The sequence below is a fragment of the Superficieibacter sp. HKU1 genome (genome assembly GCF_029319185.1).
In the GTDB taxonomy this organism is placed as follows: Bacteria; Pseudomonadota; Gammaproteobacteria; order Enterobacterales; family Enterobacteriaceae; genus Superficieibacter.
Genome location: NZ_CP119754.1, coordinates 487694 through 508345, shown reverse-complemented (window position 1 = coordinate 508345; position 20652 = coordinate 487694). Strand labels below are relative to the sequence as shown.

General features: G+C 53.9%; 26 protein-coding genes. 4 read left to right on the top strand and 22 right to left on the bottom strand.

Annotated elements, in window-relative coordinates:
- Nucleotides 1-3: 3 nt before the first annotated feature.
- From rplW to rpsJ, 4 genes are read right to left on the bottom strand one after another with little or no spacing between them, the layout of a single operon-like run.
- Nucleotides 4-306 carry a 50S ribosomal protein L23 gene (gene rplW, locus P0H77_RS02410; RefSeq protein WP_000617546.1) on the bottom strand — a complete coding sequence of 101 codons (303 nt, stop codon included), beginning with the start codon at nucleotides 304-306 and terminating at the stop codon, nucleotides 4-6.
- Nucleotides 303-908 (bottom strand): 50S ribosomal protein L4, encoded by a 606-nt coding sequence (gene rplD, locus P0H77_RS02405; protein WP_015960716.1) that lies wholly within the window; start codon nucleotides 906-908, stop codon nucleotides 303-305. The genes rplW and rplD overlap by 4 nt, the downstream gene beginning before the upstream one ends.
- A 10-nt stretch (nucleotides 909-918) precedes the next feature.
- On the bottom strand, nucleotides 919-1548 hold the full coding sequence (gene rplC / locus P0H77_RS02400) for a 50S ribosomal protein L3 (protein WP_052284882.1): 630 nt from the start codon (nucleotides 1546-1548) through the stop codon (nucleotides 919-921).
- Nucleotides 1549-1580: 32 nt separating this feature from the next.
- Entirely contained in the window at nucleotides 1581-1892 is a 312-nt protein-coding gene (rpsJ, locus tag P0H77_RS02395; protein ID WP_001181005.1) for a 30S ribosomal protein S10, read from the bottom strand.
- 385 nt (nucleotides 1893-2277) lie between these two features.
- On the opposite strand from rpsJ, the gene P0H77_RS02390 reads away from it, so the two are divergent.
- A complete protein-coding gene (locus P0H77_RS02390; protein ID WP_276163434.1) occupies nucleotides 2278-2763 on the top strand; it encodes an A24 family peptidase in 486 nt (161 codons plus the stop codon).
- Here the strand turns inward: P0H77_RS02390 and bfr are convergent.
- The 11 genes from bfr to fkpA form a co-directional block, all read right to left on the bottom strand.
- Nucleotides 2744-3223, bottom strand: a complete 480-nt coding sequence (gene bfr / locus P0H77_RS02385) for a bacterioferritin (protein WP_176919484.1) — start codon at nucleotides 3221-3223, stop codon at nucleotides 2744-2746. The genes P0H77_RS02390 and bfr overlap by 20 nt on opposite strands.
- A 72-nt stretch (nucleotides 3224-3295) precedes the next feature.
- Entirely contained in the window at nucleotides 3296-3490 is a 195-nt protein-coding gene (bfd, locus tag P0H77_RS02380) for a bacterioferritin-associated ferredoxin (protein WP_103678681.1), read from the bottom strand.
- A gap of 172 nt (nucleotides 3491-3662) precedes the next feature.
- Nucleotides 3663-4847: an elongation factor Tu gene (gene tuf / locus P0H77_RS02375; RefSeq protein ID WP_276159198.1), complete on the bottom strand. Its 1185-nt coding sequence runs from the start codon at nucleotides 4845-4847 to the stop codon at nucleotides 3663-3665.
- Nucleotides 4848-4916: 69 nt separating this feature from the next.
- Nucleotides 4917-7031: an elongation factor G gene (fusA, locus tag P0H77_RS02370; RefSeq protein WP_103677174.1), complete on the bottom strand. Its 2115-nt coding sequence runs from the start codon at nucleotides 7029-7031 to the stop codon at nucleotides 4917-4919.
- A 96-nt stretch (nucleotides 7032-7127) separates the two neighbouring features.
- Entirely contained in the window at nucleotides 7128-7598 is a 471-nt protein-coding gene (gene rpsG / locus P0H77_RS02365; RefSeq protein WP_004106370.1) for a 30S ribosomal protein S7, read from the bottom strand.
- A 95-nt stretch (nucleotides 7599-7693) separates the two neighbouring features.
- Nucleotides 7694-8068: a 30S ribosomal protein S12 gene (gene rpsL / locus P0H77_RS02360; RefSeq protein ID WP_003023654.1), complete on the bottom strand. Its 375-nt coding sequence runs from the start codon at nucleotides 8066-8068 to the stop codon at nucleotides 7694-7696.
- Between the two features lie 125 nt (nucleotides 8069-8193).
- Nucleotides 8194-8481, bottom strand: a complete 288-nt coding sequence (tusB, locus tag P0H77_RS02355; protein WP_276163433.1) for a sulfurtransferase complex subunit TusB — start codon at nucleotides 8479-8481, stop codon at nucleotides 8194-8196.
- A 7-nt stretch (nucleotides 8482-8488) separates the two neighbouring features.
- Complete coding sequence (tusC, locus tag P0H77_RS02350) at nucleotides 8489-8848, bottom strand: sulfurtransferase complex subunit TusC (protein WP_276163432.1); 360 nt, start codon at nucleotides 8846-8848, stop codon at nucleotides 8489-8491.
- Nucleotides 8848-9234: a sulfurtransferase complex subunit TusD gene (gene tusD / locus P0H77_RS02345; protein ID WP_276163431.1), complete on the bottom strand. Its 387-nt coding sequence runs from the start codon at nucleotides 9232-9234 to the stop codon at nucleotides 8848-8850. The genes tusC and tusD overlap by 1 nt, the downstream gene beginning before the upstream one ends.
- Nucleotides 9234-9956 carry a transcriptional regulator gene (locus P0H77_RS02340; protein WP_276163430.1) on the bottom strand — a complete coding sequence of 241 codons (723 nt, stop codon included), beginning with the start codon at nucleotides 9954-9956 and terminating at the stop codon, nucleotides 9234-9236. The genes tusD and P0H77_RS02340 overlap by 1 nt, the downstream gene beginning before the upstream one ends.
- A gap of 252 nt (nucleotides 9957-10208) precedes the next feature.
- On the bottom strand, nucleotides 10209-11078 hold the full coding sequence (gene fkpA, locus P0H77_RS02335) for an FKBP-type peptidyl-prolyl cis-trans isomerase (RefSeq protein WP_276163429.1): 870 nt from the start codon (nucleotides 11076-11078) through the stop codon (nucleotides 10209-10211).
- A 230-nt stretch (nucleotides 11079-11308) separates the two neighbouring features.
- Here fkpA and P0H77_RS02330 point away from each other — a divergent pair, with 230 nt between their 5' ends.
- Nucleotides 11309-11527, top strand: a complete 219-nt coding sequence (locus P0H77_RS02330) for a protein SlyX (RefSeq protein ID WP_176916740.1) — start codon at nucleotides 11309-11311, stop codon at nucleotides 11525-11527.
- A gap of 42 nt (nucleotides 11528-11569) precedes the next feature.
- On the opposite strand, the gene slyD is transcribed toward P0H77_RS02330, so the two are convergent.
- The 4 genes from slyD to kefG form a co-directional block, all read right to left on the bottom strand.
- Nucleotides 11570-12157: a peptidylprolyl isomerase gene (slyD, locus tag P0H77_RS02325; protein ID WP_276163428.1), complete on the bottom strand. Its 588-nt coding sequence runs from the start codon at nucleotides 12155-12157 to the stop codon at nucleotides 11570-11572.
- Nucleotides 12158-12251: 94 nt separating this feature from the next.
- Nucleotides 12252-12452: a YheV family putative zinc ribbon protein gene (locus P0H77_RS02320; protein WP_276163427.1), complete on the bottom strand. Its 201-nt coding sequence runs from the start codon at nucleotides 12450-12452 to the stop codon at nucleotides 12252-12254.
- A 3-nt stretch (nucleotides 12453-12455) separates the two neighbouring features.
- Nucleotides 12456-14267, bottom strand: coding sequence for a glutathione-regulated potassium-efflux system protein KefB (gene kefB / locus P0H77_RS02315; protein ID WP_276163426.1), 1812 nt, complete (start codon nucleotides 14265-14267; stop codon nucleotides 12456-12458).
- A complete protein-coding gene (kefG, locus tag P0H77_RS02310; protein WP_176916768.1) occupies nucleotides 14267-14818 on the bottom strand; it encodes a glutathione-regulated potassium-efflux system ancillary protein KefG in 552 nt (183 codons plus the stop codon). Before kefG ends, kefB begins: the two co-directional genes overlap by 1 nt.
- Nucleotides 14819-14989: 171 nt before the next feature.
- On the opposite strand from kefG, the gene P0H77_RS02305 reads away from it, so the two are divergent.
- A complete protein-coding gene (locus tag P0H77_RS02305; RefSeq protein WP_276163425.1) occupies nucleotides 14990-16894 on the top strand; it encodes an ABC transporter ATP-binding protein in 1905 nt (634 codons plus the stop codon).
- Between the two features lie 25 nt (nucleotides 16895-16919).
- A complete protein-coding gene (locus P0H77_RS02300; protein WP_276163424.1) occupies nucleotides 16920-17852 on the top strand; it encodes a LysR family transcriptional regulator in 933 nt (310 codons plus the stop codon).
- A 185-nt stretch (nucleotides 17853-18037) separates the two neighbouring features.
- Here the strand turns inward: P0H77_RS02300 and mdcH are convergent, their stop codons facing one another.
- From mdcH to P0H77_RS02285, 3 genes are read right to left on the bottom strand one after another with little or no spacing between them, the layout of a single operon-like run.
- Nucleotides 18038-18940 carry a malonate decarboxylase subunit epsilon gene (mdcH, locus tag P0H77_RS02295; RefSeq protein ID WP_276163423.1) on the bottom strand — a complete coding sequence of 301 codons (903 nt, stop codon included), beginning with the start codon at nucleotides 18938-18940 and terminating at the stop codon, nucleotides 18038-18040.
- Nucleotides 18937-19557 carry a malonate decarboxylase holo-ACP synthase gene (locus tag P0H77_RS02290; protein WP_276163422.1) on the bottom strand — a complete coding sequence of 207 codons (621 nt, stop codon included), beginning with the start codon at nucleotides 19555-19557 and terminating at the stop codon, nucleotides 18937-18939. Before P0H77_RS02290 ends, mdcH begins: the two co-directional genes overlap by 4 nt.
- 1 nt (nucleotide 19558) lies before the next feature.
- Nucleotides 19559-20518 (bottom strand): AEC family transporter, encoded by a 960-nt coding sequence (locus tag P0H77_RS02285; protein ID WP_276163421.1) that lies wholly within the window; start codon nucleotides 20516-20518, stop codon nucleotides 19559-19561.
- Nucleotides 20519-20652 lie beyond the last annotated feature (134 nt).

Genomic DNA, 20652 nt, shown 5'->3' with positions numbered 1-20652 from the left:
GACTTACTCAGCGCCGCCAACGAAGTCCAGATTCTGGCCTTCTTTCAGGGTGACGTAAGCTTTTTTCCAGTCGCTACGACGACCGATACGCTGTCCGTGACGTTTAACTTTCCCTTTAACTACCAGGGTGTTAACGACTTCGACTTCGACTTCAAACAGTTTCTGCACAGCAGCTTTGATCTCTGCTTTGGTCGCGTCTTTAGCAACTTTGAGAACGATGGTATTGGTTTTTTCCATCGCAGTAGACGCTTTTTCAGAAACGTGCGGTGCACGAAGCACCTTCAGCAAACGTTCTTCACGAATCATGCCAGCATCTCCTCAACTTGCTTAACAGCATCAGCAGTCATTACGACTTTGTCGAAGGCGATCAGGCTAACCGGGTCGATACCAGTTGCATCGCGTACGTCAACCTTGTGCAGGTTGCGCGCAGCCAGGAACAGGTTCTCGTCCAGCTCACCGGTGATGATCAGCACATCTTCCAGAGCCATGTCTTTCAGTTTCTGTGCCAGCAGCTTGGTTTTCGGTGCTTCAACAGAGAACGTCTCGACAACGATCAGACGATCCTGACGTACCAGTTCGGACAGAATGCTTTTCAGCGCGCCGCGGTACATCTTTTTGTTAACTTTTTGACTGTGGTCCTGCGGACGCGCAGCGAAGGTCACGCCACCTGAACGCCAGATCGGGCTCTTGATAGAACCTGAACGCGCACGGCCGGTGCCTTTCTGACGCCACGGCTTTTTGCCGGAACCGGTTACTTCAGCACGAGTCTTCTGAGCACGAGTACCCTGACGAGCACCAGCTGCATAAGCAACAACAACCTGGTGAACCAGCGCTTCGTTGAAATCACGACCGAAGGTAGTTTCGGAAACAGTCAGCGCGCTCTGCGCGTCTTTCAATACTAATTCCATTGCTATCCCCTTACGCCTTCACAGCTGGTTTAACGATCAGGTCGCAACCGGTTGCACCCGGAACACCACCTTTAACCAGCAGCAGGTTGCGCTCAGCGTCAACACGTACTACGTCCAGGCTCTGAACGGTTACACGTTCGTTACCCAGCTGACCTGCCATTTTCTTGCCTTTGAACACTTTGCCCGGAGTCTGGTTCTGACCGATAGAACCCGGAACGCGGTGAGACAAGGAGTTACCGTGAGTCGCGTCCTGGGTACGGAAGTTCCAGCGCTTAACGGTACCTGCGAAACCTTTACCTTTAGAGGTACCGGTTACGTCAACTTTTTTAACGTCAGCAAACAGTTCAACGCTAATGTTCTGACCAACGGTGTATTCTTCACCATCTGCCAGACGGAATTCCCACAGGCCGCGGCCAGCTTCAACGCCAGCTTTAGCAAAGTGGCCAGCTTCCGGCTTGGTTACACGGTTAGCTTTTTTAGCACCAGTGGTAACCTGAACAGCGCGATAGCCATCGTTAGCCAGATCTTTGATCTGAGTAACGCGGTTTGCTTCAACTTCGATAACGGTTACTGGGATAGAGACGCCATCTTCAGTGAAGATGCGGGTCATGCCCACTTTTTTACCGACTAAACCAATCATTGTATCAACCTCTCAATCGCTTGATGACCTGATTAACCCAGGCTGATCTGCACGTCAACACCGGCAGCCAGATCCAGACGCATCAGAGCATCAACGGTTTTTTCAGTTGGCTCAACGATGTCAACCAGACGCTTGTGAGTGCGGATCTCGTACTGATCGCGCGCGTCTTTGTTAACGTGCGGGGAGATCAGAACGGTGAAACGCTCTTTGCGGGTCGGCAGCGGGATCGGACCACGAACCTGCGCACCAGTGCGCTTGGCAGTCTCGACGATTTCCGCGGTTGATTGATCGATCAGACGATGATCAAACGCTTTAAGGCGGATACGGATTCTTTGGTTCTGCATGAGACCAGAAGCTCCAGTTATTTATAGACGAAAATAATTACTCCTCACACCCATTACGATTGATGGGGGAGTGTAATCGTTCTTACGTAGCTCCCCAATTGGGAGCATTGTTGGCAACAAAATGCGTTACCGGGGTTCATATCGAACCAGCCGTCAATTACGACAAGCCCGCGCATTATACGTAAATCTGGTGTCGACGCAAGTGATGTTTAGAAAACAAGCAGATTAATTATGTTTTCAGGCGCAACGTCGCAACTATTGATGCAATTGCATCCGGCATCGTAGGTTGTTCTGAAGACGCCACGCAATTATCTATTTTCTGGGTGGTGAACTGATTTCTTATCCCTGAGACTGACGTCACGTCAGGGAACAAAGGCTGCAACGGATGGCATGTACTATTGGGTTTATCATCGTCTACATCGCACTGTCGTTTGCTTTGGCTATCGTCGATATACGCCAGGGACTGCTTCCTGATGCCCTCACCTGCCCTCTGTTATGGTGTGGGCTACTGTGGCATTTACTCTGCCAACCACAAGAATTAGCCAATGCCGTCTGGGGAGCAATCGCAGGCTATGCAGGATTCGCGCTTATTTACTGGGGCTACTGCGCTGTACGACGGCGGGAGGGGCTGGGCTATGGTGACGTAAAGTTTCTTGCGGCGTTAGGGGCATGGCACGGCTGGCAAAACTTATCTTATCTGGTTTTACTTTCTTCCCTTATGGCCTGCACGTTTCTTGTCGTCTACGGTCTGCGCTCCGGTAAATGGCAGGCAATAAAAAACCCGCTGCCCTTCGGCCCTTATATGGCCGCAGCGGGTTTAATCGCCGGCTGGCAGACGTTTTATCTGCCGACTATTTTGCTTCGACTCTGATTTGCGATTGAATGTAGTTCTGCAAACCGATTTTGCCGATCAGATCCAGCTCGGTTTCCAGCCAGTCAATGTGCCCTTCTTCATCGGCAAGGATTTCGATCATCATGTCGCGGCTTACGTAATCATGAACGCTATCGGCATACGCGATCGCTTCACGCAGATCCTGTGCGCCTTCAAGCTCGAGACGTAAATCCGATTGCAGCATTTCTTCGACATCTTCACCAATCCCTAACTTGCCGAGATCCTGAAGATTGGGGATACCCTCGAGAAACAAAATACGCTCGATATACTTATCGGCGTGCTTCATTTCATCAATGGATTCATGGTACTCAACATCATTGAGGCGCATCAGGCCCCAGTTTTTAAACATTCTCGCATGGAGAAAGTACTGATTGATTGCGACAAGCTCATTTCCCAATAATTTATTGAGATAACTTATGATTCTAACATCACCTTTCATTATATAGTCCCTCCGCTTCCACTTATTGAAGCGTAGATGGGGCTACCGGGATGTCAAAAAAAAGTTTGGGCTTCAGGCAATCTCTTTGTATTCCGGGATCTGGGTCAATTCATCCTGCATTATTTCTCGCGCTGCGCGGATGCATTTCCCACACTGATTCCCTACCGGAATAAATTTACGTAGCTGTTGAAAGGACTGGGGGTGAAACTGACGTACCGCCTGGCGGATTTTTTTATCACTGACACCATTACACAAACAAACGTACATGATCACTCCCGTTCAATTTATGCGCAAAGTGTAAATGAGAATAGTTATGATTACAATAGCTATAATAACAAGAGAGAATGCACGAGTGCACAGAGTTGAAACTATTTATGACATGCAAAATAAAAAACAAAAAGGACGCCGAGGCGTCCTTTTTTTTATTCAAAGCTAAATATTAGCCCAGAACTTTAGCAACAACGCCCGCGCCAACGGTACGGCCGCCTTCACGGATTGCGAAACGCAGACCGTCGTCCATCGCGATCGGGTGGATCAGGGTAACAACCATTTTGATGTTGTCGCCCGGCATTACCATCTCTACGCCTTCCGGCAGTTCGATGGTGCCAGTCACGTCAGTTGTACGGAAGTAGAACTGCGGACGGTAGCCTTTGAAGAACGGAGTATGACGGCCGCCTTCATCTTTGGACAGGATGTACACTTCTGATTCGAACTTGGTGTGCGGCTTGATTGAACCCGGCTTAGCCAGAACCTGGCCACGCTGGATTTCTTCACGCTTGATACCACGCAGCAGAACACCACAGTTCTCGCCTGCACGACCTTCGTCCAGCAGTTTGCGGAACATTTCAACGCCGGTACAGGTGGATTTCGCAGTATCTTTGATACCCACGATTTCAACTTCTTCACCCACTTTGATGATACCGCGCTCTACACGACCGGTAACAACGGTACCACGGCCGGAGATGGAGAATACGTCTTCGATCGGCAGCAGGAACGGCTTGTCAATCGCACGCTCTGGTTCCGGGATGTAAGAATCCAGGTAGCCAGCCAGTTCGATGATTTTTTCTTCCCACTCTGCTTCGCCTTCCAGCGCTTTCAGAGCAGAACCACGAACGATCGGCGTGTCGTCGCCCGGGAAGTCGTACTGGGACAGAAGTTCACGAACTTCCATTTCTACCAGTTCCAGCAGCTCTTCGTCATCAACCATGTCGCATTTGTTCAGGAACACGATGATGTACGGAACGCCTACCTGACGACCCAGCAGGATGTGCTCACGGGTCTGCGGCATCGGGCCGTCAGTCGCAGCAACAACCAGGATCGCGCCGTCCATCTGCGCAGCACCGGTGATCATGTTTTTAACATAGTCGGCGTGGCCCGGGCAGTCTACGTGCGCGTAGTGGCGAGTCGGGGTGTCATATTCAACGTGAGAAGTGTTGATGGTGATACCACGAGCTTTTTCTTCCGGTGCGTTATCGATCTGGTCGAATGCGCGAGCAGCACCGCCGTAGGTTTTCGCCAGTACGGTAGTGATTGCAGCGGTCAGAGTAGTTTTACCATGGTCAACGTGGCCGATAGTACCGACGTTGACGTGCGGTTTTGTACGTTCAAATTTTTCTTTAGACACGGCTATATTCCTTACTATAGCGCCCCCTCATTGAGGGGGCACGGGACATTGGTTTTTTAACCCCGGGGCTTATTTACCACGGGCTTCGATTACGGCCTGAGCAACGTTGTTCGGCGCATCATCATACTTCAGGAATTCCATGGTGTATGATGCACGACCTTTGGTCAGAGAACGCAGCTGAGTTGCATATCCGAACATTTCAGACAGCGGCACTTCAGCATGGATCTTAACGCCAGTTACTTCAGATTCCTGACCACGCAGCATACCACGACGACGGCTAAGGTCACCGATGACGTCACCAGTGTTCTCTTCCGGCGTTTCTACTTCAACCTTCATGATCGGCTCAAGCAGAACAGGTTTCGCTTTCTTAAAGCCATCTTTAAAGGCGATAGAAGCGGCCAGTTTAAACGCCAGCTCAGAGGAGTCAACGTCATGGTAAGAACCGAAGTGCAGACGCACACCGAGGTCAACTACCGGGTAGCCAGCCAGCGGACCAGATTTAAGCTGTTCCTGGATGCCTTTATCAACGGCCGGGATGTATTCACCAGGAATTACACCGCCTTTGATGTCGTTGACGAACTCGTAGCCTTTCGGGTTTGAACCCGGCTCCAGCGGGTACATGTCGATAACAACATGACCATACTGACCGCGACCACCAGACTGCTTAGCGTGTTTACCTTCGATATCGGTAACTTTCGCGCGAATCGCTTCACGGTAAGCAACCTGAGGTTTACCGACGTTCGCTTCAACGTTGAATTCGCGTTTCATACGGTCAACGATGATGTCGAGGTGCAGCTCACCCATACCGGCGATAATGGTCTGGTTAGATTCTTCGTCAGTCCATACGCGGAAAGACGGGTCTTCTTTAGCCAGACGGCCCAGAGCCAGACCCATTTTTTCCTGGTCAGCTTTGGTTTTCGGTTCTACAGCGATGGAGATTACCGGCTCAGGGAATTCCATACGCTCCAGAATGATCGGCGCATCCGGGTTACACAGCGTGTCACCAGTGGTTACGTCTTTCAGACCGATCGCAGCAGCGATGTCGCCCGCGCGAACTTCTTTGATCTCTTCACGTTTGTTAGCGTGCATCTGTACGATACGGCCAAAACGTTCACGAGCAGATTTCACAGAGTTCAGTACGGTGTCACCGGAGTTAACCACGCCAGAGTACACGCGGAAGAAGGTCAGGTTACCCACGAACGGGTCGGTAGCGATTTTGAATGCCAGAGCAGCAAACGGCTCTTCATCGCTAGCGTGACGCTCAGCCGGGGTATCTTTACCGTCGTCCAGAATACCGTTGATCGCAGGAACGTCAGTCGGGGACGGCAGGTAATCAATTACCGCATCCAGCATCGCCTGAACACCTTTGTTCTTGAACGCAGAACCACAGGTTACCAGGATGATTTCGTTGTTCAGAACGCGCTGGCGAAGAGCAGATTTGATCTCTTCTTCAGTCAGTTCTTCACCACCCAGGTATTTTTCCATCAGCTCTTCAGAAGCTTCAGCTGCGGATTCAATCAGGTTCTGGTGCCATTCGTCAGCCAGGTCCTGCATGTCAGCCGGGATATCTTCGTATTCGAACGTAACGCCCTGATCTGCATCGTTCCAGTTGATGGCTTTCATTTTCACCAGGTCAACAACACCGGTGAAACCTTCTTCAGCACCAATCGCCAGCTGCAGCGGAACCGGGTTCGCGCCCAGACGGGATTTGATCTGACCAACAACTTTCAGGAAGTTCGCACCCATACGGTCCATTTTGTTAACGAACGCGATACGTGGAACTTTATATTTGTTTGCCTGACGCCATACGGTTTCAGACTGTGGCTGAACACCACCAACTGCGCAGTAAACCATTACCGCACCGTCAAGAACACGCATGGAACGTTCTACTTCGATAGTGAAGTCAACGTGCCCCGGGGTGTCGATGATGTTGACACGATGCGGTTCATACTGCTTAGCCATACCAGACCAGAATGCAGTAGTCGCTGCGGACGTGATGGTGATACCACGTTCCTGCTCCTGCTCCATCCAGTCCATTGTTGCTGCGCCGTCATGAACTTCACCGATTTTGTGGTTCACACCGGTGTAGAACAGAATACGTTCGGTAGTGGTGGTTTTACCGGCGTCGATGTGCGCACTGATACCGATGTTACGATAGCGTGCGATGGGTGTTGTACGAGCCATTTGATTCCTCGTTTATTGCATTAGGCGTTCAGATAAGTTTTCCAGCGCGGGCTGCTTAACTGAAGCGCCCGCCTGTTGACTATGACTCCGAAGGGATTACCAACGGTAGTGTGCGAACGCCTTGTTGGCTTCTGCCATACGGTGAACGTCTTCACGTTTCTTAACTGCTGTACCTTTGTTGTCAGCAGCATCAGAAAGTTCGTTCGCCAGGCGCAGAGCCATGGATTTATCACCGCGTTTACGAGCAGCTTCAACGATCCAACGCATTGCCAGGGCATTACGACGAACCGGACGAACTTCAACTGGAACCTGATAAGTAGAACCACCAACGCGGCGAGACTTAACTTCTACAGTCGGGCGCACGTTGTCGAGAGCGACTTCGAAGGCTTCCAGTTCATTTTTACCAGAACGCTGAGCCAGGGTCTCCAGCGCGCTGTATACGATTGCTTCTGCAGTAGATTTTTTACCATCTACCATCAGGATATTGACAAATTTAGCCAGCAGTTCTGATCCGAACTTCGGATCCGGCAGAATTTTACGCTGACCAATGACGCGACGACGTGGCATGGAAATACTCCGTTGTTAATTCAGGATTGTCCAAAACTCAAAGAGTTTAGTTTGACATTAAGATAAAACGTTTGGCCTTACTTAACGGAGAACCATTAAGCCTTAGGACGTTTCACGCCATACTTGGAGCGTGATTGCTTACGGTCTTTAACGCCGGAGCAGTCAAGCGCACCACGAACGGTGTGGTAACGAACACCCGGGAGGTCTTTTACACGACCGCCACGGATCAGGATCACGGAGTGCTCCTGCAGGTTGTGACCTTCACCACCGATGTAGGAAGTCACTTCAAAACCGTTTGTTAAACGAACACGGCAAACTTTACGCAGTGCGGAGTTCGGTTTTTTAGGAGTGGTAGTATATACACGAGTACATACGCCACGTTTTTGCGGGCATGCTTCCAGCGCCGGCACGTTGCTTTTTGCAACTTTGCGAGCGCGTGGTTTGCGTACCAGCTGGTTAACTGTTGCCATTAAATAGCTCCTGGTTTTAGCTTTTGCTTCGTAAACACGTAATAAATCGTCCTCATACAATATGAGGACGCAGAATTTTAGGGCTGTGCAGAAAAGGTGTCAAGAAATATACAGCGATCTTGTCATCACCAGGCCATTTGACCCGTATGTTTTATCGTTAGTCTGACGAAACCAGTATAGTCAACCCTGACGACACTGGTCGAAATTTGAGCAGAAAAACCACGCGCATTGACGTCTTCATCAAGCACATAGACTGATATGGGGACGGCGCTCAGCATTTCAAGAAAGCGGTTGCCCTCAACGGCTGCCTGCACGCCGTCGGAGATGAGTAGCAGGTCGTCACCCTCCCGCAGCATCCGCAGTAGGGTGGTCATATCACAATGCCAGGGAGAGTGGCGCAGGGTATGCAGCATGTCAGCCTCAAAACGTCATAATGACGTCGTAGTTATCCAGTTTTTCCCGCAGAGCCTCAGGCTCGAGTAGCTCAACGTCCAGTACGCGCGACGTATCGGCGCTGAATCCGCGTTCACGTAGCGAGGCCGCACACAGCCAGCAGTTGTCGATATCGTACAGCGGGAGCACTTTAAACGTGGCGATATAATCACGCGCCAGGATCGTCGCGGGCTGCTGACCGGCCAGCAGTTGCAGCACGCCGTCACCGAGGAAAAACACGCCCGTGTCGTCAGTCAGCGCCGAAGTGGCCAGCAGTGCATCCAGCCCTTCCCGCCCGGCAGCAGAACCGTGCGGCGCGGAGGTGAAAACAAAAGCGACGCGTTTCATCAGAATTGCACCACTCTGTCACAGGTGAGCGCCGCTTCCGCCAGTGCGCCAAGTCCGGTGAGCGTAAAACCGTCTGCGAGGTTCGCACCCGGCAATTCAGGATGTCCGGCTTCGGACTCATCGGCGATCCCACGACGTAAGGCCGCCGCCACGCAAATATGCAGCGCCACTCCGTGCTCGTGATGCAAACGCTGCCACGCCCGCACCAGATCGAACTCGTCGCTGGCCGGAGAGGTGAGCTGATTGGCATTATGAACGCCTTCACGGTAGAAGAAGACGCAGGCCAGGTCATGTCCCTCAGCCAGCAGCGCACTGGCAAACTGCCACGCGCTTGATGCCTGTTGAGTCCCGTAGGCCGGGCCTGTCACCAGCAGGGCAAAACGCATTACTTATCCTGCCCCAGAAAATCGCCGCTTTTAAACTGGCGGATGTAGAGATAAACGGTGTGCTTGGAAATGTTCAGGCGGTCGGCAACCTGGTTAATCGCATCTTTAATATCAAAAATGCCTTTTTCATAAAGATTCAGCACGATCTGGCGGTTCTTGGCGTTGTTTGACACGTTGCGATCGGCGTTCACCTCTTCAATGGTGAACTCAAGCGTTTGTGCGACCAAATCATCGACTGAAGAGGCGAAGTTAACTGACGATCCCACATCCGGCGTTTCCGGTGGGATAAAGGTATTCATGATCTGCGAGAACGGCACATCAAGGTTCATGTTGATGCACAGCAGGCCAATCACCCGCTGATCGCGATTGCGGATCGCGATAGTCAGCGACTTCATCAATACGCCGCTTTTGGCGCGGGTGAAATAGCATTTCGATACGCTGCTGTCTGCGCCGGTCATATCATGCAGCATCCGCAACGCCAGATCGGTAATAGGAGAACCAATTTGCCGCCCGGTATGTTCGCCATTGGCGATACGAATGGCGGAACACTTCAGGTCTTGTAGAGAGTGCAGCACAATTTCGCAATGGGCACCAATAAGCATCGCTAACCCGTCCACTACCGCTTCGTAGGATTTCAGGATATCGAAGTCGGTCTGATCGAATGGACGTTGATCCAGTAAATCAAGCTCGCTGGTTTCGTTGGTTAAAAGCGACCTGGACATGAAAGAAAGCACTCCTTTTCAGGAACCTGTCGTTATGTTTTCAGGGCAGGCTCGATTAACACCAATAACTATACGCAAAATCATTCAGGATGCGTCAAGGGAGAGCTTATAGGCGGGCGAGTGTAGCCAACGCAGAGGCAGCCTGAAGAATGACGAGTATAAACTAATACAGCGGGGATTCCGTTGACCAGATTTAATTATACCGTTCTGCAATAAAAAACCGCCGCCTGAAGCGGCGGCGATTATCATTTTTTATTTTTTGGCATCTGCGGCTTTATCATCGGCAGCTGCGGCAGGGGCATCTGCGCTGGCAGGGGCTGCCGGTTTGATGTCCAGCAGTTCTACGTCAAAGACCAGCGTAGAGTTAGCCGGGATACCCGGTACGCCGTTTTTACCGTAGGCCAGTTCCGGTGGGATAACCAGTTTGATCTTACCGCCTTTCTTGATGTTTTTCAGGCCTTCAGTCCAGCCCGGGATCACACCATCCAGACGGAAAGACAGCGGCTCGCCGCGGGTGTATGAGTTATCGAACTCTTTACCGTCAGTCAGCGTACCTTTGTAGTTCACCACAACGGTGTCGCTGTCTTTCGGCGCGTCGCCGCTACCCGCTTTTTCTACTTTATACAGCAGACCGGTCGCAGATTTTTTCACGCCTTTCTCTTTGGCGAAAGCATCACGGAAGGCTTTACCTTTTGCTTCGCTTTCAGCGGCGTCTTTTTCCATCTTCGCCTGAGCGGAGGCTTTTACGCGGGTTTCAAACGCCTGCAGAGTCTGCTCGATTTCCTGGTCGGAGAGTTTGCTTTTATCAGCAAAGGCATCCTGAACGCCAGCGATTAGCTGGTCTTTATCCAGTTTAATACCCAGTTTTTCTTGTTCTTTCAGGGAATTTTCCATGTAACGGCCCAGCGATGCACCCAGCGCGTAAGCAGACTTCTGGTCGTCATTTTTGAACACAGCTTTGCTGTCAGCGGCTGGAGCTGCATTGCTATCGGTAGCCGGAGCAGCTTTGCTGTCAGTAGTCGGTGCAGCGGTAGGTGCAGTTTCTGCGGCAAAGGTCAGCGGCGCGTTCAGCGCGACAGCCATTGTCGTCGCCAGCAGAGTAACTTTAAACAGTGATTTCATCCATATCTCCAGGGCCGGGGCATCTCACCCCAGGTTAACTTTCAAATTAGAAGCGTACTATAAAGCGTTGCAGAAGAAATCTACAGACGGACTCTCCCTAATTACGGATCTTTTCAGACTATTTTTGTTTAAATTAGTTTCCTCCAGAAAGAGGTCAGTGCTGCATGGCAGGTCAAAGTTGGGTAGAATCCGCCCGCCAGCAACCACAAGCCGCAGAGAAGAGGTGAATCATGCAGGATAAATCATTGGAAGCACGTCTGGCGGAACTGGAAAGCCGACTGGCGTTTCAGGAGATCACGATTGAGGATCTTAACCAGACGGTGACCGCACACGAAATGGAAATGGCGAAACTGCGTGAACACGTGCGCCTGATGGCGGAAAAACTGAAAGCCAGTCAGCCGTCGCACATGGCCTCACCTTCAGAAGAAACGCCGCCGCCCCATTATTGAGGCGTAAAAAAAAGCGGGTTACCCCGCTTTAGCGTACGACAATTAATGACAGCCGCAGCCGCCGTGACCGCCGCAACCACCTTTACCGTGGTCGTGATCGTGGTCATGGCCGTGACCGCCGCAGCAGCCATCGTGACCGTGGTCATGGTCGTGATGATGATCGTGTGCGCCGTGTACGTGACCATGCTCCAGCTCTTCAGCCGTTGCTTCACGAATAGCAACCACTTCCACGCTGAACTTCAGGTTCTGGCCTGCCAGCATGTGGTTACCATCAACCACAACGTGATCGTCTTCAACGCCAGTGATTTCAACCGGTACCGGACCCTGGTCGGTTTCCGCCAGGAAACGCATGCCAACCTGCAGTTCGTCAACGCCCATAAAGACGTCTTTCGGCACGCGCTGAACCAGGTTTTCATCGTACTGGCCGTAAGCGTCATTCGCTTCGACAGCAACATCAAATTTGTCGCCTGGTTCATGGCCTTCCAGCGCATTTTCCAGACCAGAAATCAGGGAGCCGTGACCATGCAGATAGTCCAGCGGCGCGCTTACCGGAGACTCATCAACCAATACACCGTCTTCTGTACGTACCTGATAGGCCAGGCTGACCACCAGGTCTTTTGCTACTTTCATGATATCTCCTGAGCAAGGGAAGAATAGTGGCGCAGATTGTAGCGGAATTCTGCACGCGTGTACCCTTTAGCTTAAAAAAACCTGCGGCATCTCGCTAGTCCGGATGGAAAATGCCGATCACTTGCTCTTCCTTGCGTACGTGATCGCGGGCCTCTTTATCGACCTCACGCATCTGATGACCGCACTTAACACACTCAACGATATCGACATTATTTTCCCGCCACATCGCCAGCGTGTCCTGCGCCTGGCAGGAAGGACATTTTGCACCTGCAATAAAACGTTTACGGACTGGCATTATTTACTCCTGATCTGAGCCATCCCAGCCGTCAAGCTGGTGACGCTCCTGATGCATTTCACGCTGGAAGATCTCTTCCAGCTCGCGCCGCGCTTCCTGTACGCGAGAAATCTGCACCGTGTCGGTGTGTACCGGCATAAGTTCACGCAGCATTCGCATATCCAGACGACGAAAATGAAGCTGCGCACGGTGCGCCTGATGAGGATGAACACCTAACGAAATCAATGCCTTACGCCCCAACTCCAGCGCACTGGAAAAGGTTTCACGAGAGAACTGGGTGACGCCGGCCTGTAACAGTTCGTGCGCTTCTACGCGGCCTCGCGCTCGCGCCATAATCTTTAAATGCGGAAAATGCTGCTGGCAAATTTCCACCAGCTTCATGGTATCTTCCGGCTCATTACAGGTGATAACAATCGACTGTGCCTCTGCCGCACCCGCCGCATGCAGCAAATCCACCTGAGTGGCGTCACCGTAATAGACCTTATAGCCGTATTTACGCATCAGCCCCACCGCGCTGATATCGCGCTCCAGTACCGTAATGCGCATTTTATTGGCCATCAGCAAACGACCGATCACCTGACCAAAACGGCCGAATCCAACGATAATAACCTGCGGTTTGTCATCATCCACCCACGGTTTTTCATCTTCGTCATCCGGCCCGTTAAACTGCCGCGAGAGCCGTTTATCGATGGCTTTCATCAACAGCGGTGTGGTCATCATCGACAGCGTGACCGTAACCAGCAGCAGCGCCATCTGATCGTTCTGAAACAGTTTTTGCGACGAGGCCGTAGAGAACAGCACAAAGGCAAATTCGCCACCCTGGCTGAGCACTCCGGCGAACTGCATCCGCTCAGAGCTTCGCAGACCGTAGACGCGCGCCAGCAGATACAGCACCAGGGTTTTAACCGCCACCAGGGCAAAAACGCTAAATATCACCCACAGCAGGTGCGTGTAGAGCACGCCCAGGTTGAGCGACATGCCGACCGAGATAAAGAACAGCCCCAGCAGCAAGCCTTTAAAGGGATCGATGGACGATTCCAGTTCGTGGCGGTATTCACTTTCCGCCAGCAGTATTCCGGCAATAAAAGTGCCCAGCGCCATCGACAGCCCCAGCGCATCCATAAACAGCGCCGATCCGAGCACCAGCAGCAGCGTGGCGGCGGTAAACACTTCGCGCACGCCAGAGGCGGCAATAAAGCGAAACACCGGCCGCAGTAAATAGCGCCCGCCCACCAGCATCCCGGCAAACGCCAGCACTTTCATGCCGATTTTGATCCAGTCAAAATGGTCGTCGCCCGATCCTGCCAGTAACGGCACCAGCGCCAGCGCCGGGATCACCGCCAGATCCTGAAACAGCAGCACCGAAAAGCCGAGCTGCCCGGATTCGCTGCGGTTCATCCCCTTCTCACGCATTAGCTGCAGGGCCATCGCCGTCGAGGACATGGCAAGGCCAATGCCGCCGACTACCGCCGCCTGCCAGGAGAAATCCGTCAGCATCAAAAGCCCGCCGAGGATCGCCGCGCTGAAAATCACCTGCGCCGCCCCAACGCCAAAAATCGAGCGCCGCAATTCCCAGAGCTTACCGGGGTTCAGTTCCAGCCCGATGATAAACATAAGGAACACCACGCCCAGCTCCGAGAAGTGCAGGATCTCGTCGACGTCGCTGATAAACCCCAGCCCCCACGGACCGATGGCTATTCCTGCCAGCAGATAACCCAGCACCGCGCCGATCCCCAGACGCGCCGCCAGCGGCACCGCCACGACGGCGGCAAAAAGAAACAGGACGCCCGCCAGTAACAAATCGGATCCCTCCATCACTGACCTCCATTGTTAAGCGGTGACGCCAGCCACTCACCGTAAGCTTTGGCCCGGCTGGCCAGCTCCTGCGGCGTTTGCCGTCTGGCCCAATACACGATAATCGGGTTAAGCCAGTGCATACGACACATGGCGGCGGTTAACTCAAAAGGGCGCAGAACATCGCTCATGGGATAGCGATTTAGCGCATCGTGCCGATAAGCACTTTCCGGTTCACCGGTGGTGATCACACTCCGCCAGTACTTTCCCGCCAGTTGATTCCCTCCCGGACCGCTGGAAAAACCCCGGCTCAACACCCGATCCAGCCACTCTTTCAGCAGCGCCGGGCAGCTATAGGTATACAGCGGATGCTGAAACACGATCACATCGTGCTCCAGCAGCAACGCCTGTTCGCGTGGAATATCAATAAAAAAATCGGGATACTGTGCATAGAGATCGTGCACGGTAACATTTTGCAGCTGCGTGGCCGGCTTAAGCAAAACCCGGTTGGCTACCGAGTCCTGTGATTCCGGATGGGCATACAGCAGCAGTACTTTCGCTGTCTGCGACATCATTCCCCTCCCGGGTTTGTCGTTCTGTTTCGTTCAGGCCGCATTGCTGCCAGAATGGTTTTGTCTATCGTCTACATTATGGGCTACCATTGCGCCCCGGTGCGGCATTTTGCCAGCAACCTTACATTATCATAATGACAAATTAACATAGTCTGAACATACGGCATCTTAATGATTGTTTTCTCCTCGTTACAAATTCGCCGCGGCGTGCATGTCCTGCTGGATAACGCCACGGCCACGATTAATCCGGGCCAGAAAGTCGGCCTGGTGGGTAAAAATGGCTGCGGTAAATCCACCCTGCTGGCGCTGCTGAAAAATGAGCTGAGTGCCGATGCCGGTAGCTTTACGTTTCCCGGCACCTGGCAGCTTGCCTGGGTGAATCAGGAGACGCCTGCCCTGCCGCAACCGGCGCTGGATTACGTTATCGACGGGGATCGTGAATTTCGCCAGCTCGAAGCGCAATTACAGGTAGCAAATGATGCTAACGATGGACACGCGATTGCGACCATTCATGGCAAGCTGGATGCGGTTGACGCCTGGACCATTCGCTCCCGCGCGTCCAGCCTGCTGCACGGCCTTGGCTTTTCTAACGAACAGCTGGAACGCCCGGTCAGCGACTTCTCCGGCGGCTGGCGGATGCGTCTTAACCTGGCGCAGGCGCTGATTTGCCGCTCCGACCTGCTGTTGCTGGATGAACCAACCAACCACCTCGACCTTGATGCGGTGATCTGGCTGGAGCGCTGGCTGAAAAGTTATCAGGGCACGCTGATCCTGATTTCCCACGACCGCGACTTTCTCGATCCGGTGGTGGATAAAATCATTCATATCGAGCAGCAGTCGATGTTTGAATACACCGGTAACTACAGCTCGTTTGAGATACAGCGTGCCACGCGCCTGGCGCAGCAGCAGGCGACATATGAAAGCCAGCAGCTGCGCGTCGCGCATCTGCAAAGTTTTATCGACCGCTTTAAGGCCAAAGCCAGTAAGGCAAAGCAGGCGCAAAGCCGCGTGAAGATGCTGGAACGGATGGAGCTTATTGCGCCAGCGCACGTTGATAACCCGTTCCATTTCAGCTTCCGCATTCCGGAAAGCCTGCCGAATCCGCTGTTGAAAATGGAAAAAGTGAGCGCAGGCTACGGCGAACGCACCATTCTCGACTCCATCAAATTAAACCTCGTGCCGGGTTCGCGCATTGGCCTTCTTGGTCGCAACGGCGCAGGGAAATCGACGCTAATCAAATTGCTGGCAGGTGAACTGGCTCCGACTCACGGCGAAATCGGCCTGGCGAAAGGGATTAAACTGGGGTATTTCGCTCAGCACCAGCTGGAATTTTTACGCGCTGATGAATCACCGCTACAGCATATGGCCCGGCTGGCGCCGCAAGAGCTGGAGCAGAAGCTGCGCGACTACCTTGGCGGCTTCGGCTTCCGGGGCGATAAAGTCACCGAGCGAACCGAACGTTTTTCCGGCGGCGAAAAAGCACGGCTGGTGCTGGCGTTAATCGTCTGGCAGCGCCCGAACCTGCTGCTGCTCGATGAACCCACCAACCACCTTGACCTCGACATGCGCCAGGCGCTGACCGAAGCGCTGATTGAGTTTGAAGGTGCGCTGGTCGTCGTCTCCCACGACCGTCACCTGCTGCGCTCCACCACTGACGATCTCTATCTGGTCCACGATGGCAAAGTCGAACCGTTCGATGGCGATCTCGAGGACTATCAGAAATGGCTAAGCGACATTCAGAAGCAGGAAAGCCAGCCTGACGATACGGCGAAAGACAACGCCAATAGCGCGCAGGCGCGTAAGGATCAGAAGCGTCGTGAAGCGGAACTGCGTACCCTGACCCAGCCGCTGCGTAAAGAGATTACCCGTCTGGAAAAAGAGATGGAGAAACTCAACGCGCAGCTGGCGAAAGCGGAAGAAACCCTTGGCGACAGCGAGTTGTACGATCAAAGCCGTAAAGCAGAACTGACCGCCTGTCTGCAACAGCAGGCCAGCGCGAAGGCGGGTCTGGAGGAGTGCGAAATGGCCTGGCTGGAGGCGCACGAACAGCTGGAAGCCATGACCCAGGGCGACTAATACTTCTTATACGGAGCGGCCACAGATGATCCCGGATATCTCCAGCGATATTACCTTTCGCAAACTCGCCATCTTCATGACGTTTATGGAGAAAGGAAATATTGCCCGCACCGCCGAGGCGCTGGCGTTAAGCGGCGTCAGCGTCCACCGCGCGTTGCATACTCTGGAAGAGAATGTGCGCTGCCCGCTGTTCATTCATAAGGGCCGCAATCTGATGGCGCTGCCAGCCGCCGTAACGCTGCTGGAGTATTGCCAGGAAGTGACTCAGCTGATGGCGCGCGGTGTGGAAGAGACACGCAAAATTGCAGGCGTCGGGCAGGGGCGTATACGCGTCGGTACGCTCTATTCACTGACGCTGGAGACCGTACCGCGTCTGATCATGGGAATGAAATTGCGCCGTCCGGATCTGGAAATGGATCTGACGATGGGCTCCAACGACGCGCTGCTAACGATGCTGGAAGACGGCATCCTTGATGCGATCCTGATTTCAATTTCTGAGAGTGAGATCGATCGTAATAATCTTGAAGTACTGCCGCTGTTTCATGATGATATTTACCTTGCCGCGCCTGCCAGCGCATCGCTGGATCCCACAAAACTGGCCGACCTGCGCGATTATCGCGACCAGAAATTCGTCTCTCTGGCCGAAGGTTTTGCCACCTACGCAGGCTTTCAGGAAGCGTTTCATATTGCTGGTTTTGAGCCAGAAATTGTCACCCGGGTTAACGATATTTTTTCGATGCTCAGTCTGGTACAGGCCGGCGTTGGTTTTGCCCTGATGCCGGGCCGCATGAAAAAGATGTACGAAGGTTCGATAAAATTGCAGAAGCTCTCGCAGCCGTACCAGATGCAGCAGCTTATTGCCATCGTCTTTGCCCGCAACCGCGAGAGGGACCCGAATCTGCTGGCGCTGGCGGCGGAAGGCCGTATGTACGCGCGCAGTTTACAGGAAAACGTCTGAGTAATATGACGCCGGACGGCATGGTGTATGCCGCCGGGTGAACCTGCCGGGTGGCGGCTTCGCCTTACCCGGCCTACGGAAACGTTATTTACGATCAAAAGGTTATAATCGAAAGCTTACTGGTAGGCCCGGTAAGCGCAGCGCCACCGGGCAATGTGGCTCGGCGCCGACAAACGAATCGGTCATCAACGCTGTGCCTGAAGCCGTTTCGCCAGATGTACCGCGACCTCAATCCCGCTGCGCTCCAGCGAGAGGGATTCGCCTTCCCACGCGGCCTGCCGCGTCAGACAGGTTAATACGCCGCCCGGCGGCATCTCGATCGCCAGCCGCGCTTCGCGTTCGTTAGCGGCAATCACCGCTTCCTGCCAGCGCACCGTGCGCGCCATATTCATCGCCAGATCGTCGGCGATCTTTTCTGCCTGCCACAGCACGCGTCCGGTGCTGCCGCTCAGATAAGCGCAGCACGGACGGGAAAGCGTCACGTTGCGGAAAGCGGCCACCAGCTTCTGCGCCGGTTCCGCCAGTAACGCACAGTGCGACGGCACGCTTACCGCCAGACGATGCGCTTTGCTGGCCCCTTTTTCCAGCGCCCGCCGCGCCACTTCCGCCATTGCGTCATCGGATCCGGCAATCACAATCTGCGTTTCGGCATTGAGATTGGCGATATAAGCTTCGCTGCCTTCCAGGAGCGCTTCCACCTGGCTAAGCGTCAGGCCCATAATCGCCGTCAGCCCGTAGCCGTGCGGATACGCCTGCTCCATTAAATCGCCCCGCAGCGCGACCAGTTTTAACGCATCGGCAAAATCCAGCGCCCCGGCAATCACCGCGGCGGGATACGCCCCGATTGAAAGACCGCTGACAATATCCGGCTCAACATCGCGGCGCTGCAATTCGCGGCCCCATGCGACGCCGGCAATCAACAGCGCCAGCTGTACGGCGCGGGTATGACGTAATGCCTCGGGTGAATCCAGCGTATCGGCCTCGTCACCCAGCACCGCACGCGCCTGCTCCATTTCACTGCCGGGGAGCTGTTGCAGCATGCCAGGACGCTGTGTCCCCTGCCCCGGAAAGGTAAACAGTATTTTCATGGTCCCTCCCTGCGCCACGGATCGCGTACCAGGCACGGACCCCGGCTGGTTTTCAACAATACTTTGCCGTCGCGTAACCACTCCGCCAGCGCAAAGCCGCCACAGGGCGTCTCGACCTGGGTGTCCGCACGGCAAAGAACTGTCGTTAATGATTGCTGCCAGCGCTCAAGTTGCGCGGATGCCAGCGGTTGCGGGGCGCGGATCAGCAAATCCAGGTCGCTTTGTGCGTGGATCACCGGAATGCCGGTTGCCAGCGCGTACCCTACGCTACCAGTGACTCCCCATGTCCACGGCCACGCCAGTTGGGCAAGCTGAAGCGCCAGCTGTACCGGCGGCTGCGAAATAAACGGCGAACGTAGCAGCGTTTGCGGCCCGACCAGATCGTCCGGCGCGACCACGCGTACAACGTGCTCAGGCCGAACCCAGCCCGCCGCCCGCTGGTCGCGGCGCATCCCACGCACGCCTACGGGAATGCGCCCCTGTCCATCAACATCACGCCGCACCACCACCGGCAGAGCGGTATGCCAGACGTCATCCACCCAGGATTCCGTGATACCGTCCAGCGCGTTACGCGCGGTAAGCCAGACAAGATCGTGCGGGCGTAATGTTGATGTCATTTTAGAGTCCTGAAGTCAGCGAGATAAACAGCGGCAGCGACAGGATACACAATACGGAACTGAGCAGCAGCACGGCTTCTGCATCCGGCGATTGCACGCCAAAGCGGTTACCAAAGACCACGCCGAAGAAGCCCGCAGCCAGCGCAATCATCAGGATCGCGGTGATGGCTACCGAACCATGCAGACCAAATGCCAGCACCAGACCCCATGCAATAACCGGCTGAATCAGCAGCTTGGTAATGGTCGCGCTGATCACCATGGTGTTGATTTTCAGCTTACGGGCAGAAAGGATCACCCCGGTCAGGAACAGCGCGGCAGCCGTCGCCGACAGTCCCAGCGGTTTAATCGCCGCCAGCACCAGCTCCGGCATTTTGATGCCGATGGCGGAGAGGATCACCCCCAGCAGCGGCCCCATTACGATAGGTTTTTTCAGTGAACGCCACATCAGCACCGGCAGCATCGCCAGCGTAGAGCCGGTGTTGTTGCCTTCCGCACGCGCTTTTTCACGTTCCAGAATTAACAGGCAGAACGGCGTCATCAGCACGGAACCACAGGCGATGGATACGGCGACGGAAAGCGATGTTGCCGCACCTTCGCCCAGTACGCTCCCCAGAATCGGCAGACCGAGCGCCGCGTAGTTTGGCAGGGCAACGGTCAGCGTCAGCACCGCAGCATCCTGCGGCGATTTTTTGAAGACCGTCGTCGCCAGGAAATAAATGGCGGCATAGGTGATCCACATGGCCAGCGTCAGTACCAGCACCAGCGGTGACTGCGCAACAATACCGGTCCACGGCGTTTGTACCGTCGCGCTGAACAGCGTCGCCGGTAACGCAAAATCCATCACAAAAATGTTAAGCAGGGAAACATTCTTGTTATCCACCATTTTGGCCTTCCCGGCCCAGAATCCCAGCAGCATGATGATAAAAATCGGTGCAAGGGCATGAACAATCACGTAAGTCATATATCACCTGTAGTTAAAAAAGAAAAATCACGTCATCCTTCAGGCTACCGTTCCCTGTGCGGGCTGGAGGACACTGTGTTTAGCACTGGCGCGATGATTATTATTTTTCAGTTGCCTGCCCAGCGCGTCGCCGC